This is a genomic window from Stenotrophomonas sp. 89682_Sma (assembly GCF_056481405.1).
Genome location: NZ_CM151147.1, coordinates 2516812 through 2531126 on the forward strand (window position 1 = coordinate 2516812; position 14315 = coordinate 2531126).

Annotated in this window: 14 protein-coding genes; 9 read left to right on the forward strand and 5 right to left on the reverse strand. The window is 67.3% G+C overall.

Going from position 1 to position 14315, the window contains the following annotated elements:
* Positions 1–25 precede the first annotated feature (25 nt).
* From ACZK29_RS11630 to ACZK29_RS11650, 5 genes are all read left to right on the forward strand, one after another.
* Positions 26–325, forward strand: coding sequence for a hypothetical protein (locus tag ACZK29_RS11630; protein ID WP_478446028.1), 300 nt, complete (start codon positions 26–28; stop codon positions 323–325).
* Positions 326–388: 63 nt separating this feature from the next.
* Positions 389–3148, forward strand: a complete 2760-nt coding sequence (mgtA, locus tag ACZK29_RS11635) for a magnesium-translocating P-type ATPase (protein WP_478446029.1) — start codon at positions 389–391, stop codon at positions 3146–3148.
* A 31-nt stretch (positions 3149–3179) separates the two neighbouring features.
* Positions 3180–3917: an MgtC/SapB family protein gene (locus ACZK29_RS11640; protein ID WP_478446030.1), complete on the forward strand. Its 738-nt coding sequence runs from the start codon at positions 3180–3182 to the stop codon at positions 3915–3917.
* A gap of 289 nt (positions 3918–4206) precedes the next feature.
* Positions 4207–5262: a sensor histidine kinase gene (locus ACZK29_RS11645; RefSeq protein ID WP_478446031.1), complete on the forward strand. Its 1056-nt coding sequence runs from the start codon at positions 4207–4209 to the stop codon at positions 5260–5262.
* The gene (locus ACZK29_RS11650) at positions 5255–5896 is read left to right on the forward strand and encodes a response regulator transcription factor (RefSeq protein WP_111203152.1); all 642 of its coding nucleotides are present in this window, start codon (positions 5255–5257) and stop codon (positions 5894–5896) included. Before ACZK29_RS11645 ends, ACZK29_RS11650 begins: the two co-directional genes overlap by 8 nt.
* A 13-nt stretch (positions 5897–5909) precedes the next feature.
* Here ACZK29_RS11650 and ACZK29_RS11655 read toward each other — a convergent pair whose 3' ends face one another.
* The 4 genes from ACZK29_RS11655 to ACZK29_RS11670 form a co-directional block, all read right to left on the reverse strand.
* Positions 5910–6302, reverse strand: a complete 393-nt coding sequence (locus ACZK29_RS11655) for a DUF3224 domain-containing protein (protein ID WP_111203150.1) — start codon at positions 6300–6302, stop codon at positions 5910–5912.
* Between the two features lie 33 nt (positions 6303–6335).
* Complete coding sequence (locus tag ACZK29_RS11660) at positions 6336–6770, reverse strand: EamA family transporter (RefSeq protein WP_478446032.1); 435 nt, start codon at positions 6768–6770, stop codon at positions 6336–6338.
* 87 nt (positions 6771–6857) lie between these two features.
* Positions 6858–8030, reverse strand: a complete 1173-nt coding sequence (locus ACZK29_RS11665; protein WP_459047793.1) for a low temperature requirement protein A — start codon at positions 8028–8030, stop codon at positions 6858–6860.
* Positions 8031–8039: 9 nt separating this feature from the next.
* Positions 8040–8306, reverse strand: a complete 267-nt coding sequence (locus tag ACZK29_RS11670) for a hypothetical protein (RefSeq protein ID WP_111203146.1) — start codon at positions 8304–8306, stop codon at positions 8040–8042.
* Between the two features lie 202 nt (positions 8307–8508).
* Between ACZK29_RS11670 and ACZK29_RS11675 the strand changes: the two genes are divergently transcribed.
* The 4 genes from ACZK29_RS11675 (at position 8509) to blaL1 (ending at position 13344) form a co-directional block, all read left to right on the forward strand.
* Positions 8509–9033, forward strand: a complete 525-nt coding sequence (locus ACZK29_RS11675) for an RNA polymerase sigma factor (protein WP_111203144.1) — start codon at positions 8509–8511, stop codon at positions 9031–9033.
* Entirely contained in the window at positions 9030–9881 is an 852-nt protein-coding gene (locus ACZK29_RS11680) for a FecR family protein (protein WP_478446033.1), read from the forward strand. Before ACZK29_RS11675 ends, ACZK29_RS11680 begins: the two co-directional genes overlap by 4 nt.
* A 70-nt stretch (positions 9882–9951) precedes the next feature.
* The gene (locus tag ACZK29_RS11685; protein ID WP_478446034.1) at positions 9952–12375 is read left to right on the forward strand and encodes a TonB-dependent receptor; all 2424 of its coding nucleotides are present in this window, start codon (positions 9952–9954) and stop codon (positions 12373–12375) included.
* A 96-nt stretch (positions 12376–12471) separates the two neighbouring features.
* Entirely contained in the window at positions 12472–13344 is an 873-nt protein-coding gene (blaL1, locus tag ACZK29_RS11690; protein WP_111203637.1) for a L1 family subclass B3 metallo-beta-lactamase, read from the forward strand.
* 118 nt (positions 13345–13462) lie between these two features.
* On the opposite strand, the gene ACZK29_RS11695 is transcribed toward blaL1, so the two are convergent.
* Positions 13463–13999 carry a DUF411 domain-containing protein gene (locus ACZK29_RS11695; RefSeq protein ID WP_164146359.1) on the reverse strand — a complete coding sequence of 179 codons (537 nt, stop codon included), beginning with the start codon at positions 13997–13999 and terminating at the stop codon, positions 13463–13465.
* Between the last annotated feature and the right edge of the window lie 316 nt (positions 14000–14315).

Below are 14315 nucleotides of genomic sequence, written 5' to 3' on the forward strand. Positions count from 1 at the left end.
CGCCGTTTGCCTGGAGAGCACCCCCATGTCCTACAAGATCCTCTACATCACCCTGCGCCACCTGATTGGCGAGCGCGATGTTGCCGGCCTGCGCAGCCAGCTGCTGCAGCACGGCCCCGTGATGTTCGCCCGTTCGCTGTCGCTCGGTTCGCCGCGTGTGGTGGCCGATGCACTTTCGCTGCTGCCGATCAGCGAGCGCATCACGGTGCTGCGTCATCTGCCCCATCCCCTGCGTGATGCGATGAAGCCACTGTGCATCGGTGGCAGCCAGTGGCTGCACATGCAGCCATGGTCGCCGGCGGTACTGGCGATGCGCCACGCCTGACCTGTTCCAACTATCCCGTTCGTGTTCCGGCCGCGGCCGGCTCTGACATTCGAGGAGAGTCCCATGAGCCTGCTCAACGCCTGGTTCAACGCCTTCCTGCGCAGCCGTCGCGCAGGCAACCTGTTCCGCCGCCGTGCGATGCCCGAAGCCGGGTTCGGCCCGGGTAGCGCCGAAGCGGCGCCGTTCGCGCTCACCACCGGCCTGGTCACGCTCGCCCAGCAGGACGAAGCCGAGCTGCTGGCCACGCTGGAATCACATGCCGATGGCCTCAGCCCGCATGAGGCCGAGGAGCGACTGGCCACGCTCGGCCCCAACGAGGTGGATCACGAAAGGCCGCTGTCGTGGTGGCGCCACCTGTGGCAGTGCTACCGCAATCCGTTCAACCTGCTGCTGACCGTGCTGGCGGCGGTGTCCTGGCTGACCGAGGACATCAAGGCGACGATCGTGATTGGTGCGATGGTGCTGCTGTCCACGCTGATCCGCTTCGTGCAGGAGGGGCGTTCGAACCGCGCCGCCGAGCGACTGAAGGCACTGGTCGGCAATACCGCACGCGTGCTGCGCCGCAATCCGGGTACCGAGGCTGCGGATGTGGCCGACCAGTACTTCGGCGCGCACCTGCACAGCCGGCGCCCGGCGCGCCTGCTGGACCTGCCGATCCGCGAACTGGTGCCCGGCGACCACATCGTGCTGTCGGCAGGCGACATGATTCCGGCCGATTGCCGCGTGCTGACCGCCAAGGACCTGTTCGTCGCCCAGGCCGCGATGACCGGCGAATCGCTGCCGGTAGAGAAGTTCGCTAACCCGGGCGACGGCCTGGCCGGCCTGCTGGAGCAGCACAACCTGCTGTTCATGGGTACCAATGTGGTGTCCGGCACCGCCACCGCCATTGTGCTGGCCACCGGCAACCGCACCTACTTCGGCACGCTGGCCCAGCGCAGCACCGCCACCGACCGTGCGCCGACCGCGTTCCAGGCCGGCGTCAACAGTGTCAGCTGGCTGTTGATCCGCTTCGCGCTGGTGATGGTCCCGTTCGTGCTGCTGATCAACGGCTGGACCAAGGGCGACTGGACCGAGGCGTTCCTGTTCGCGCTTTCCGTGGCAGTGGGCCTGACGCCGGAAATGCTGCCGATGATCGTCACCTCCACCCTGGCCAAGGGCGCGGTGCTGCTGTCGCGGCGCAAGGTGATCGTCAAGCGCCTGGACGCCATCCAGAACTTCGGCGCCATGGAAGTGCTGTGCACCGACAAGACCGGCACCCTCACCCAGGACAGGATCGCGCTGGAGCGCCACACCGATGTGTTCGGTCACGACTCGGAAGACGTGCTGAAGTTCGCCTATCTCAACAGCCACTTCCAGACCGGCCTGATCAACCTGCTGGATCGTGCGGTACTGGAGCACGTTGAGCTGCAGAGCTCGCTGCGGCTGTCGCAGGACTACCACAAGGTGGACGAAATCCCGTTCGACTTCGAGCGCCGCCGCATGTCGGTGGTGGTCTCCGAGCGGGAGGATCACCACGAGCTGATCTGCAAGGGCGCGGTAGAAGAGATGCTGGCGGTGTGCAGCACCGTGCGCGAGAACGGCCAGGACATGCCACTGGACGAGCATCGCCTGGCCCGCGTGCGGCAGACCACCGAGGAGTTGAACGAACAGGGCCTGCGCGTGGTGGCGGTGGCGATGAAGGAGACCGCAGCCCACCAGACGGTATACACGCAGGCTGACGAGTGCGGATTGACCCTGGTCGGCTACGTGGCGTTCCTGGACCCGCCGAAGGAATCGGCAGCGCAGGCGCTGCAGGCGCTGGCCGCGCATGGCGTGGAGGTCAAGGTGTTCACCGGCGACAACGAGCTGGTCACCGCCCGTGTCTGCGCGCAGGTGGGGCTGGACGCCGACACCATCCTGACCGGCCCGCAGATCGAGCGCATGGATGACGGCGCGCTGTCGCGGGCGCTGCACCACCATCGCGTTTTCGCCCGGCTGACGCCGCTGCACAAGGAGCGCCTGGTGCGCGAGCTGCGCGCCCAGGGCAAGGTGGTCGGCTTCCTCGGCGACGGCATCAACGATGCACCGGCGCTGCGCGCAGCCGATATCGGCATCAGCGTGGACAGCGCTGTGGACATCGCCAAGGAGGCCGCCGACATCATCCTGCTGGAAAAGAACCTGATGGTGCTGGAGGAAGGCGTCATCCAGGGCCGGCGCACGTTCAACAACATGCTGAAGTACATCCGCATGACCGCCAGCTCCAACTTCGGCAATGTGTTCTCGGTGCTGGTGGCCTCGGCCTTCCTGCCGTTCCTGCCGATGCTGCCGCTGCAGCTGCTGGTGCAGAACCTGCTGTACGACATCTCGCAGATCGCCATTCCGTTCGACAACGTGGACGAGGAGCTGGTGCGCAAGCCGCTGAAGTGGAACCCGGCGGACATCGGCCGCTTCATGGTGTTCTTCGGGCCGATCAGCTCGATCTTCGACCTGACCTGTTTCGCGCTGATGTGGTACGTGTTCGATGCACGCACGCCGGCCGACCAGGGCCTGTTCCAGTCCGGCTGGTTCGTGGTCGGCCTGCTGACCCAGACCCTGATCGTGCACATGATCCGCACGCCGAAGGTGCCGTTCCTGCAGAGCATCGCCGCGCCGCCACTGCTGCTGATGACCGGCCTGATCATGGCCATCGGCGTGGCCCTGCCGATGAGCCCGCTGGCCGGCTACTTCAAATTGCAGACACTGCCGGCTGGCTACTGGCCGTTCCTGGTGGCGATCCTGTTCGGCTATGCGGTGCTGACCACAGCGCTGAAACGCTTCTACATCCGTCGCTACGGCTGGCAGTAAGCGCCCGCCGCCTGGTCCAGGGAGAAACACAATGGACATCAATCCCAACCTGCCGGCGTTCAACGCCGGCGCCACGCTCAGCTCGCTGATCAGCCTGTCGGTGGCGTTCGTGCTGGGCACGATCATCGGCCTTGAACGGCAGCTGCGGCAACGCACCGCCGGCCTGCGTACCAACACGCTGGTGGCGGTGGGTGCGGCAGTGTTCGTCGATCTGGCGGTGCGCTTCCATGACCTGTACGGCGGCCCGCCGTCACCGCTGCATGTGGTGGCCTATGTGATCTCCGGCGTCGGCTTCCTGGGCGCCGGCGCGATCATGAAGGATGGTGCGCAGGTGTCCGGCCTGAACACCGCCGCTACCCTGTGGGGCTCGGCGGCGGTGGGCGCATGCGCGGGCATCAAGCTGCTGCCGGAGGCGGTGCTGGCGGCTTTGTTCGTGCTGGCCGCCAACACCCTGCTGCGGCCGGTGGTGAACCGCATCCAGCGCCAGCCGCTGCCGGAAGCGTTCAGTGAGGCAACGTATGCGATCAACGTGGTCTGCCAGCGCAAACAGCAGGCCGAGGTTCTGGACCAGCTGTTGCTGCTGCTGGAGCAGGCGCAGTACCCGGTACGCGCAGTGGACCAGCGACCATTCGGCGAGCGTGACGTGGAGATCGAAGCGGTGCTGTACGCCACCACGGTCGATGCAGGCGAACTGGACGCCGTGCTGGCGACCCTGTCGACCACGCCGGGGGTACTGCAGGGATTCTGGAACGCCAGCCTGGAAGAGTAGTGCCGGCCGCTGGTTGCGCACATCGCACGTCGGTAGGTGCCGACCTTGGTCGGCACAGAACCTTCAGAGATCGTGCCCATCCCTGGGGTAGTGCCGGCCGCTGGCCGGCAACCTCAGTAGCTCCGGCAACACCGTGCAGCTGCCGGCCAGCGGCCGGCACTACCAGGCATCGTTTCGCCTTGTACCGACCAACGGTCGGCACCCACCCCACGAGAGCACGCCGACCAAGGTCGGCGTTCGACAGTGGCGGCTTTGCTATCCTTTCCCCCCACGCCAGGGAGCTGTCCCGATGCCATCGCTGTCGCCCCGCCGTCCCCTGGTGTTGCTTGCCCTGATCGTGGTGATGGCGGCGATCTTCCTGATCGATACCGTCACCGACTACGCCGTTGCGGCAGCGTGCTTCTACGCGGCGGTGATTCTTGCGGCGTCGCGCGTGCTCAGCGCGCGCGGACTGATCACCCTGGCCATCGCCTGCATCGCACTGACCGGGCTGAGCTTCTTCCTGACCCGCTTCGGCACCTACCGCATCGGCCTGGTCAACTCGGTCATCGGCATGCTGGTGATCGGCATCACCACCTATCTCGCCCTGAACATGGAAGCGGCCAAGGCCGCCGTGCAGGAAGCGCAGGGCCGCCTGCTGCGGGTAGCGCGCGCCTCGACCGTGGGCGAACTGACCACTTCCATCGCGCATGAAGTGAACCAGCCGCTGGCGGCCATCGCCAGCAGCGCCGAAGCCTGCCAGCGCTGGCTCGCACAGGACCCGCCGAACGTCGAGAAGGCACGACAGACCGTAGCCCGCATCCTGGCCGATGCGCACCGCGCCGGCGACGTGATAGCCCGCATCCGCGGCCTCACACAGGGCGCAGCACCGGAACGACGCGCCTTCGATCTGAACCACGCGGTGGAGGAAATGCTGGCGCTGTCACGGAGTGAACTGGACCAGCACGGCGTGGCCGTGGCCCTGCTGCTGGATGCCGACCTGCCCCCGGTGCAGGCCGATCGTGTACAGGTGCAGCAGGTGATCGGCAACCTGATTCTCAATGCGGTGGACGCAATGGAAGCCGTGCCTCCAGCCGACCGACGCCTGTCGCTGCTGACCCGACGTGACGGTCAGCGGGTCAGTCTCAGCGTGCGCGACCGCGGCGTCGGCCTGCCCGCCGATCATCCCGAGCGCGTATTCGATGCCTTCTGGACCACCAAGTCACACGGGCTGGGGCTGGGCCTCAGCCTGAGCCGTTCGATGATCGAGGCCAACGATGGCCAGATCCGCGCAGAACGACCGGCAGGCGGCGGCGCCTGCTTCATCTTCGACCTGCCCATCGCCCTGGATACCCCTCATGCGTAAGCCCCCTGCACCTGCGGCCGAACCGGCGCCGATCGTCTACGTGGTCGACGACGATCCATCGGTGCGCGCGGCGCTGGAAGACCTGCTGGCCTCGATGGGCCTGCAGGTGCGCGCCTTCGCCTCCACCCAGGCCTTCCTTGAACACGAACTGGAAGACACCCCTGCGTGCCTGGTGCTGGACGTACGCATGCCGGGCCAGAGCGGGTTGGAGTTCCAGCGCAGCATGGGCAGCCTGGGCCTGCAGCTGCCCGTGGTGTTCATCACCGGCCACGGCGACATCGCGATGGGCGTCAACGCGATCAAGGACGGCGCCATCGAGTTCCTGACCAAACCCTTCCGCGACCAGGAACTGCTCGATGCGATCCACAAGGGCATCGAGCTCGACCGCCTGCGGCGCCGCGAGGGCGAAGCACTCGGCGCGCTGCAACAGCGCTGGGACTCCCTCAATGCCGGTGAGCGCGAGGTGGTCGATGGCGTGGTGCGCGGCCGGCTCAACAAGCAGATCGCTGGCGACCTCGGGGTCAGCGAGATCACCGTGAAGGTGCGTCGCGCCCAGGTGATGCGCAAGATGGGCGCGCGCACCCTGGTCGATCTGGTGCGGATGTATGACCGCCTGCAGGCGGGCAGCGCTTGAATCCGGAAGCCGGCTATTCCGGTTCCGGCAATGCATAGGCGAACCGGTAGTCGTGGCGGCCTTCACTGATGGAGATCTCCAGTGTGCCGCTCAGACCGAGCAGCCCTTCGCTGCCCGAATCGGGCACCACCACCACGCTCAGCTCCGGCGTCCCCCGGGTCATCAGACCGTTGTGCTGCAGCGTGAAAGCGCCCTGCCGTCCGGCCAACGTGCCACTCACCCGTTCCATGGCCACGTAGCCGGCCGAGCCCTGTACCGGACTGCGGAACGCCAGCATCTGGCCGACGCTGCTGCCCTGCAGGTCACCATGGAAGACCTTGTTGATCGACATCACCCCGATCGGGCCGTCGTTGCCACCGATCGGCAGCAGGTTCACTTCAAAGGTTCCGTGCGCTTCGCCCTGCATCCTGCTCTCCCTCGTCGATGGGTTTGAACGTTGCTACTTCTTCGTCGCCAGTACGATCACCCCGGCCACCACCAGGCCGATGCCGCTCCATTCCCGCAGGGTCGGACGTTCGCCCAGCAACAGATAGGCGAGCACGATCACCAGCACCACGCTGAATTTGTCGACCACCGCCACCTTGGCCAGCTCGCCGCTCTGCAGCGCGCGGAAGTAGAACAGCCACGACGCACCCGTGGCCAGCGCCGACAGCACCAGGAACAGCTGCGTGCGCCCGGGCAGCAGCAACGGATTGGACCACTTGCCAGTGACCACCACCAGCGGCAGGATCACCGCCGCCACCACCAGGGTGCGGATGGCCACGGCCAGATCCGAGTCGACGCCCTTGACGCCCACCTTGGCGAACAGCGCGGTCAGTGCGGCGAAACAGGCTGACAAGCCGGCCCAGACCAGCCACTGCGGAACGTTCTGCATGCTGCGCCACTCCCGGTTCCCAGAGCACCCACTGCCCACGCTACTCCCATTGCCCGCCTGCGCAAGCAGTACCGGCCGCCGCGCGGATCAGGCGCGCTGCGGGCGCTGCTTCAAGCGCGTATCCATCAGCCCCACCGCCAGCAGCACCGCACTGGTCAGCCAACCGGCGGCCAGCAGATGGGTCTGCGGCAACAGCACGCCCAGCACCATCAGCGCCACGGCACCGAACAGATGCGACCAGGGCGCACGCCCATACACCACCCGCTTGTACAGGGCGCTGCCCAGCAGGTAGATCAACGGGCCCGCCACCAGCACGGTGGCGTACACCGGGGGGACCGCCGCGCCGGGATGATCCATGACCAGATCGTTGCCGACGGCCGTGGCGATGATGCCGGCGATCAGCAGTGCATGCACGTAGTGGAAGTTGGCGCCCATCCGTCCGGGGTCTTCGGCGTGGCTGATGGCCTCGGTGGCATCGTGGCTCGAGATGCCGAAGTACAGCCACCACATGGCGATGGTGCCGGCGAACGTGGCCAGCACCGCCGACACCACTTCCCCGTTCCAGTGCTCGACCTCACTTAGCACGCCGCCGGTGGCCAGCAGGGTCTCGCCCAGAGCGACGATGACGAACAGCTGGCAGCGTTCGGCCAGGTGGCCACCCTCGATGGTCCAGTCCCGGGTGTGCGAACGCCCCATGCCCGGAAATGCGAAGCCGAACATCGGCGAAATGTACTCGCAGGCCACCGCCACCGCCCACAATGCCAGCCGCAGATGACCTTCGGCCGCAGCGCCCGCCAGCCAGAAGCAGGCCGAGACGCTCACCCAGGCCAGCATGCGGCGGAAGTTCGGCGCCAACGGATGGTTGCGGCCAACTTCGAACAGCACGAAAGCCGTTCGCCCGACCTGCATCGTGGCGTAGGCACCGGCGAACATCCACGCACGATCGGCGAACGCCTCGGGAATGGACGAGGACATCAACAACGCCAGCAGCATGGTGGCGAACAACAGGCCACGGATGCGTGGCGCCTGTGGATCGAACCAGTTGCTGACCCAGCAGGCGTACTGCCAGCCCAGCCAGACCGCGAACCACAGCACCAGCGTCTGCATGACGCCGGTCAGGTCCAGGTGATGCAGCAGATGGTGGCTGAGCTGGGTAACGGCAAACACGTAGACGAGGTCGAAGAACAGCTCTTCGTAGGTCACGCGGGCGTGGTGGCCATCGCGCTGGCGCAGGGCGGGCAGCCGCAGTCGTGTGCTCATGGCCGTCCTTCAGCGCGTCAGGCGCCAGTACAGCAGACCGGCCAGCAAGGCCGGCACGGCGAACACCAGCAGCAGGATCGGCAGTTCCTCGCGGACGGCGTAGCCGGCCCTGCTCACGCCCACCCACATGTTGGCCAGCGTCACCAGCAGCCAGGTGGCGATGAAGGCGATCAGGGCCGTGGGCAGCTGTGACTGGCCTACGCTCCACAGCCGCCCGAACAGCAGGAATACCCCCAACAGCAGAACCCCACCCACCATCACCAGAAGCACGTGCATGGTCCATCTCCTTGAGCCTGCTGGCAGCCTAGCCGCGGCCGATTCTGCGCTCCAGCTGATGATCGTGGTTTCACCTTCCAGCCCTGGCGAACAATCCCGACCCGCGTGCCGCATGGCAAACGAGAACAGTTCCCATTAGTATTGCGTCATCGCGCAGGAATGCCCTCCCCGCGCCCACCCTTTGCCTCCACTGCCGGCCCGGATGTCCCGCCTTCCCTCTCCCTGCCCGACTGCGCCGCCGTTGATGTCCTCGCTGGTGCGCCATTACGAGGAACTGGTGGAGTATCTGCGCCGCCGTTTCCGCTCGCCGGGGCTGGCCCGTGAGGTGGTGCACGACGTCTGCGTGCGCCTGCTTGAGCGCCCGGTCGCGCACGACGCGCGGCAACCGGTCGCGCTGCTGCGGCGGATCGCGCACGATGCTGCGGTGGACCGCTGCCGCGCCGAGGATCTGCGCCGGCACTGGGTGGAGGCGCGTGCCGAGCTGCCCGACGACGCCTGCCCGCGCCCCGGGCCGGAGCAGCAGGCGCAGGGACAGCAGGCCATGCAGCGACTGGGCGCGACCATCGAACGCATGCCCTGCCGCCGCCAGCAGGTCTTCATCCTGCACAAGATCCATGAGCTGCCACAGGCCGAGGTCGCCCGGCGCATGGGCATCGGTCTCAAGGCGGTGGAGCGCCACCTGCGCCTGGCCATGGCCGATTGCCACCTGTCGGCTGGCCTGCGATGAGTCCACAACCGCCGCCATCCACGCCGCAACCGCCGGTCCCGCCCACTACCACCGACCAGGTGCTGGACCAGCATCGCGATGCCTTGAAGGAACGCTTCCCCATGCCCAGCGCGGATGCCCTGCAGCGTCGCCGCGGTGGGCGTGCCGCGAAGATCGTCCTGCCGCTGCTGCTGATCGCGGTCACCGGCGTGTTCATTGCCGACCCGGCATGGCAGGTGCGCGACTATCGGACGGCGGTGGGCGAACGCCGCGACGTCCGCCTGCCCGATGGCAGCCATCTGCTGCTCGACGCCGGTACCCATCTGCAGGTTCGCAGGCACGTTCGCTCGCGGCAGGTGGTGCTGGTGCAGGGCCAGGCCCGTTTCCAGGTGCAGCACTCGACCTGGCGCCCGTTCGAGGTCGAGGCCGGGCCGGTGCATGTGCGCAACTACGGCACGGTGTTCGACGTGGACCGGCAGGGCAACCTCAGTGAGGTAACCCTGTGGCGCGGCGAGGTAGGCGTGCGCGTGGAGGGCGGGGACGCCGAGCAGCGCCTGAAGCCGGGGCAGCGCGTGCTGGCCCAGCCGGGATCGTTGTCGCCACCCGAGCCGGTCAGCCCGGACCGGGCCGACTGGACCCGTGGCCGCCTGCAGTTCGATCGCCTGCCGCTGGCCGAAGTGCTGCGCATCCTGCAGCGTTATCACGACCGTCCCATCGTGCTGGATGACCCGCAGCTGGGACCGCTGCAGGTCTCGGGCGTGTTCGATGCCGATCACGCCGAAACTGCCGTTGCGTTGCTGCCGGAGATCCTGCCGGTGCAGGTGCACACGGCCAACGATGGCAGTCTGCATCTGCGCGCACGCGATTGATTGCGCCCGCGAGGGTGGGTTGCGGGTCGTCCCATCCGGCAGCTGCTTGAACCCCTCCGAAGGACCCTGCATGACCCGCCCTGTCCCGCCTGCCGCCCTGCGCCGGTTGGCCCCTGCCCTGCTCGCCACCTGCCTGTGCGCGGCCCTGCCCGCCATGGCGCAGAGCGCTGCATCCGCGCCCGTCGAGATTCACCTTCCCGCCGGCCCGCTGCATGCGTCGCTCAATGCGCTGGCGCGCCAGAGTGGCATCCAGCTGTTGTTCGCCGCCGACAGTGTGAATGGTCGCAGCGCGCCGGCGCTGAACGGCCGCTACGCACCACGCGAAGCGCTGCAACGCCTGTTGCAGGGCCACGATCTGACTTTGCAGGAGCGCTCCCCCGGGGTATTCGTGGTCAGTGCAACTGCTGCGCAGGCCAAGGCCAGGCCCAACGCAACGGCACGCCCCGCCGCGCCGGCCAATCCGACCTCGCTGGCCCGTGTCACGGTCTCGGCCTCGACCGCTCGCATGCCGCAGGGCGAGACGGCGATGCCCAACACCATCACGGTGCTGACCCGCGAGGACATCGCCCAGCAGCTGGCGTTGGGTTCGGATGTGTCGCGGGTGCTGTCGTCACAGATCCCGGCGTTTGCCCCGGCGCGCGAGAAGATGTCCAACTATGGCGAAACAATGCGTGGCCGCGGCATCCTGTACATGGTCGACGGCGTGCCACAGTCCACCCCCCTGCGTGACGGCTCACGGGATTCGCACACCATCGACCCGGCGATGATCGAGCGCATCGAGGTCATCCACGGCGCCAACGCGCTGCAGGGCATCGGCGGTACCGGTGGCATCGTCAACATCATCACCCGCAGCGCGCCCAGCGAGCCAGGTGCGTTCCTGCTCGACACCAATGTCAGCTACAGCTCGGCCCTGCCCAGCCGCCAAGATGACAACGGCCAGCGCGGCTCGGCCCTGGTGGGCGTGCGCGGCGAGCAGTTCGACCTGGTTGCCGGCCTGGCCTATGAGAAGCAGGGCCTGTACCACGACGGAGAGGGCCGATCGATCGGCACGAACGCGCAGGGCGAGCTGATGGACTCGACCTCATCGAACGTGTTCGCCAAGCTGGGCTGGGACCTTGCCGAAGGCCACCGCCTGCAGGTGATGGCCAACCGCTACGAACTGCGCGGGCTGGACAACTACTTCGCGGTGAACGGCGACTTCCGCACTGGCCGCCCGACGATTTCGGTGCGCGGTGACACGCCGCTGGACCCACCAATGAACCGTTCGCGCTCCCTGACCGTGGATTACAGCGCCGTCGACCTGCTCGGTGGCCGCTTCCAGGCGCAGGCGTTCGCGGTCGACTTCGAGGGACGCTATGGCGCCAGCCAGTGGGACCCATGGGGCAATACCGGCGCCAACGCCGCCTGGGACCAGACCCAGAACGAATCGGACAAGCGCGGCTTCAAGCTGACCCAGAGCTGGAGCCGCATCGCCGGCACCACGCTGGATGTGACCCTGGGCCTGGACGGCCTGCGTGACCGCACCCACCAGGTGCTGCTGGCCAGCGGCATGAACTGGGTACCGCTGACCACCTACCAGAGCCTGTCGCCGCTGCTGCAGCTGCACTGGTGGCCAACCGACCACCTGATGCTGTCCGGCGGCCTGCGCTACGAAAAGGGTGAGCTGGAGGTGGGCGACTACACCACCCTGCCCCGCTATGGCGCGCGCAGGGTGGCCGGCGGCAAGCCGACCATGAGCGAGACCCTGCCCAACTTCGGCGCGGTCTGGTACATCAACGATCGCCTCAACGCCTATGCCTCCTATTCGGAGGGATACACCGTGGCCGATGTCGGCCGCGTGCTGCGCGCGATCAACCGCGACGGCCAGCGCGTCGACAGCCTCATCGACCTGTCGCCGGTGGTGTCGGACAACCGCGAGATCGGGCTGGAGTACGACGATGGCCGCTTCAGCGGTGACATTGCCTACTACACCTCCGAATCCAGGCTCGGCTCGGTACTGATCTACGATCCGGGCATCGATGCCTATGCGGTGCAGCGCCAGGCCACCCGCGTGGAAGGCTTTGAAAGCAACCTGCGCCTGCGGTTGGGCGACAGCCGGCTCGGCCTGGGCTATGCGCGCGCCAACGGCCGCTACGATGCCGACATTGACGGTCGCCTCGACAGCGACCTGGCGGGTGTGAACATCGCACCGAACCGGTTGACCGCATTCTGGGAACAGGGCTGGACGCCGCAGCTGAGCACCCGCCTGCAGGCCAGCCATGCCTTCGACCGCGACTTCGACCTGCGTGGCGCGCGCGTGGCGGAGTTCAAGGGTTACACCACCGTGGATCTTGTCGCGCGCTACACGCTGGACAAGCATGCCTTCACGCTGGGCGTGCAGAACCTGGCGGACAAGCAGTACATCAGCTACTACTCGCAGACCACGCCGTCGAACCCGAGTTACTTCTCCGGCCGCGGCCGGGTGCTGACGCTGGGGTGGCAGTACCGCTACTGAGCCATCGGCGCCCTTATGGGAGCCATGAAATCTATGCGGGACGCGCTGAAGGAGGCCCATGCTAGTTTCTGGGCCTCCTTCAAACGGACGTGAATCATGCGTTTCCCTCTGCTCACCCTCACCCTTGCAGCCGTACTTCCGATCAGCCACGCCAGCGCCGCCGAAGCGCCGTTGCCGCAGCTGCGGGCCTACACGGTGGACACGTCCTGGCTGCAGCCGATGGCACCGCTGCAGATTGCTGATCACACCTGGCAGATCGGTACGCAGGACCTGACCGCTCTGCTGGTGCAGACCGCCGAGGGCGCAGTGCTGCTGGACGGCGGGATGCCACAGATGGCCGGCCACCTGCTGGACAACATGAAGTTGCGCGGCGTGGCCCCGCAGGACCTGCGATTGATCCTGCTCAGCCATGCGCATGCCGACCACGCCGGCCCGGTGGCCGAGCTCAAGCGTCGCACCGGCGCGCACGTGGTGGCTAATGCCGAATCGGCTGTGCTGCTGGCGCGCGGCGGCAGCAACGACCTGCACTTTGGCGACGGCATCACCTATCCGCCCACCAGCGCCGACCGCATCATCATGGATGGCGAAGTGGTCACGGTGGGCGGCATCGCATTCACCGCGCACTTCATGCCGGGGCACACTCCGGGAAGCACCGCGTGGACCTGGACCGATACCCGCGATGGCAAGCCGTTGCGCATCGCCTACGCCGACAGCCTGAGTGCGCCGGGCTACCAGCTCAAGGACAACCCCCGCTATCCGCGCCTGATCGAGGACTACAAGCGCAGCTTCACTACCGTGCGCGACCTGCCCTGCGATCTGCTGCTGACCCCGCACCCGGGTGCCAGCAACTGGAACTATGCCGCCGGCAGCAAGGCCAGGGCCAACGCACTGACCTGCAAGGCCTACGCGGATGGGGCCGAGAAGAAATTCGACGCGCAACTGGCCAGGGAATCCGCGGCACACCGCTGATCCTGTAGAGCCGAGCCTACGCTCGGCTTGCCCGAAGAAGACAGCCGAGCGTGGGCTCGGCTCTACACAGGACGCGTGGGAAGGTGCCGGTCAGACCGACCGGCACCACCACTGGCTGTCAGCCACCTTGCCCGTGCTGGGCAAACAGCTCGGTGCTGCCGTCGGTGCGCACCAGCTCGACGGTGTACGGCTGCACGTAGCCGTCCGGCATCTCCATGCCCGGCGAACCGGCCGGCATGCCGGGCAGCACCAGGCCACGCGCCGTGGGACGCTCCGCCAGCAGGCGCTTGATGTCTTCGGCCGGAATGTGGCCTTCGACCACATACCCGCCGATCTCGGCGGTATGGCAGGAGGCCTTGCCGACCGGCACGCCCAGGCGAACCTTGATCGGGTTCATGTCGTCGGTGTTGCGCACATCAACCTGGAAGCCAGCCGCCTTCAGGTGGTCGACCCAGATGCCGCAGCAACCGCAGCTGGCGGTCTTGTGCACGATGGCCACCGGCAAGGCCGGATCGATCTTGGCTGGGCTGGCATGGGCCGGTGCCTGTGCTTCGCTGGCGACCGGCGCCGCGGAAGATTCTTCGGCGGCACGAGCGCAGGCGGTGGTGGCCAGCACGGTGCCCAGCAGCAGGCCGAGGGAAAGAGTACGGTTCATTGAGTGTTTCCTTTGCAGAGGCGGGCAACGTAGCCCGCCCCCCGCGCATCGAAGGCGCGGGCAGAGTCGAGAAAAGTCGAGCAGCTACGGCAGGCGCTTGAGGCCTGCAGGGAATCACGCGATGGGGGGCCGCAATGGGTCCGGCATCGGCGGCGGTGCGCGTTGCCGGGTACTGGCGGCTACCGGCGCCTCGCGCCACGGCGAGGCGGGCGTACCGCTCAACATGGCCAGCATGCCAAGGCAGGCCGGCGGGCATTCACACTCACCACTCTGGCAGGCCGCCGGGGCCGCATCATCGCAGCAGCCAGCTGCCGCC

Excerpts from the sequence above, each read along its gene's own strand:
- ACZK29_RS11655 (WP_111203150.1), bottom strand. The coding sequence starts at position 6,302 with ATGCAGGGCGAAGCGCACGGAACCTTTGAAGTGAACCTGCTGCCGATC.
- ACZK29_RS11640 (WP_478446030.1), top strand. The coding sequence starts at position 3,180 with ATGGACATCAATCCCAACCTGCCGGCGTTCAACGCCGGCGCCACGCTC.
- ACZK29_RS11695 (WP_164146359.1), bottom strand. The coding sequence starts at position 13,999 with ATGAACCGTACTCTTTCCCTCGGCCTGCTGCTGGGCACCGTGCTGGCC.
- ACZK29_RS11685 (WP_478446034.1), top strand. The coding sequence starts at position 9,952 with ATGACCCGCCCTGTCCCGCCTGCCGCCCTGCGCCGGTTGGCCCCTGCC.
- ACZK29_RS11675 (WP_111203144.1), top strand. The coding sequence starts at position 8,509 with ATGTCCCGCCTTCCCTCTCCCTGCCCGACTGCGCCGCCGTTGATGTCC.
- ACZK29_RS11665 (WP_459047793.1), bottom strand. The coding sequence starts at position 8,030 with ATGAGCACACGACTGCGGCTGCCCGCCCTGCGCCAGCGCGATGGCCAC.
- ACZK29_RS11645 (WP_478446031.1), top strand. The coding sequence starts at position 4,207 with ATGCCATCGCTGTCGCCCCGCCGTCCCCTGGTGTTGCTTGCCCTGATC.
- ACZK29_RS11650 (WP_111203152.1), top strand. The coding sequence starts at position 5,255 with ATGCGTAAGCCCCCTGCACCTGCGGCCGAACCGGCGCCGATCGTCTAC.
- ACZK29_RS11680 (WP_478446033.1), top strand. The coding sequence starts at position 9,030 with ATGAGTCCACAACCGCCGCCATCCACGCCGCAACCGCCGGTCCCGCCC.
- ACZK29_RS11660 (WP_478446032.1), bottom strand. The coding sequence starts at position 6,770 with ATGCAGAACGTTCCGCAGTGGCTGGTCTGGGCCGGCTTGTCAGCCTGT.
- mgtA (WP_478446029.1), top strand. The coding sequence starts at position 389 with ATGAGCCTGCTCAACGCCTGGTTCAACGCCTTCCTGCGCAGCCGTCGC.
- blaL1 (WP_111203637.1), top strand. The coding sequence starts at position 12,472 with ATGCGTTTCCCTCTGCTCACCCTCACCCTTGCAGCCGTACTTCCGATC.
- ACZK29_RS11670 (WP_111203146.1), bottom strand. The coding sequence starts at position 8,306 with ATGCACGTGCTTCTGGTGATGGTGGGTGGGGTTCTGCTGTTGGGGGTA.
- ACZK29_RS11630 (WP_478446028.1), top strand. The coding sequence starts at position 26 with ATGTCCTACAAGATCCTCTACATCACCCTGCGCCACCTGATTGGCGAG.